Source organism: Exiguobacterium sp. s132 (genome assembly GCF_018617235.1).
Taxonomy (GTDB): domain Bacteria; phylum Bacillota; class Bacilli; order Exiguobacteriales; family Exiguobacteriaceae; genus Exiguobacterium; species Exiguobacterium profundum.
This window is the reverse complement of record NZ_JACSJU010000013.1, coordinates 1-771: the sequence shown is the minus strand read 5'-3', so window position 1 is coordinate 771 and position 771 is coordinate 1. Positions and strand designations below refer to the sequence as shown.

Annotated in this window: 6 tRNA genes and 1 rRNA gene; all 7 read right to left on the bottom strand. The window is 50.3% G+C overall.

Annotated features, from left to right (window positions below):
* Positions 1 to 103: 103 nt before the first annotated feature.
* A tRNA-Ala gene (locus KNO78_RS15500) sits at positions 104 to 179 on the bottom strand.
* 14 nt (positions 180 to 193) lie between these two features.
* Positions 194 to 270: transfer RNA gene (locus KNO78_RS15495), tRNA-Pro, on the bottom strand.
* An 8-nt stretch (positions 271 to 278) separates the two neighbouring features.
* Positions 279 to 355, bottom strand: a tRNA-Arg gene (locus KNO78_RS15490).
* A 31-nt stretch (positions 356 to 386) separates the two neighbouring features.
* A tRNA-Leu gene (locus KNO78_RS15485) sits at positions 387 to 473 on the bottom strand.
* Between the two features lie 41 nt (positions 474 to 514).
* Positions 515 to 590 (bottom strand) — tRNA-Thr (locus KNO78_RS15480).
* A gap of 9 nt (positions 591 to 599) precedes the next feature.
* Positions 600 to 675, bottom strand: a tRNA-Val gene (locus KNO78_RS15475).
* A gap of 8 nt (positions 676 to 683) precedes the next feature.
* Positions 684 to 771 (bottom strand): 5S ribosomal RNA (gene rrf / locus KNO78_RS15470); the annotation flags it as partial.

The window sequence follows — 771 nt, the reverse complement described above, 5'->3', positions numbered from 1 at the left end:
TATAGCTCTTAAATTGACGAAGCTTGCGCTTCATTCAAAAATTGTAAAACTTATTTTTGCCTCATCGTTCAGTTTTCAAAGTTCGTCTGTAAAAAAATAAAATTGGTGGAGCCTAGCGGGATCGAACCGCTGACCTCCTGCGTGCAAGGCAGGCGCTCTCCCAGCTGAGCTAAGGCCCCAATATAAGTGATGATGGTCGGGAAGACAGGATTCGAACCTGCGACCCCTTGGTCCCAAACCAAGTGCTCTACCAAGCTGAGCTACTTCCCGTCTAAAAATGGTGCACCCTGAGAGATTCGAACTCCCGGCCTTTAGATTCGTAGTCTAACGCTCTATCCAGCTGAGCTAAGGGTGCGAGACGAATAATCATCATGGGAAAATATTAATGGTACCGAGGGCCGGACTTGAACCGGCACGAGGAAACCCTCGCAGGATTTTAAGTCCTGTGCGTCTACCAATTCCGCCACCCCGGCAAGGTATAATTTCTAGCGGTAGACTTTTTAAAAAGATCAAATGGTGCCGGCGAAAGGATTCGAACCCTCGACCCTCTGATTACAAGTCAGATGCTCTACCAACTGAGCTACACCGGCAGGTGTAAATGGTGGAGGATGACGGGATCGAACCGCCGACCCCCTGCTTGTAAGGCAGGTGCTCTCCCAGCTGAGCTAATCCTCCAATATGTAGCCTGGCAACGTCCTATCCTCACAGGGGGAGATCCCCCAACTACTTTCGGCGCTGAGACGCTTAACTTCCGTGTTCGGCATGGGAACG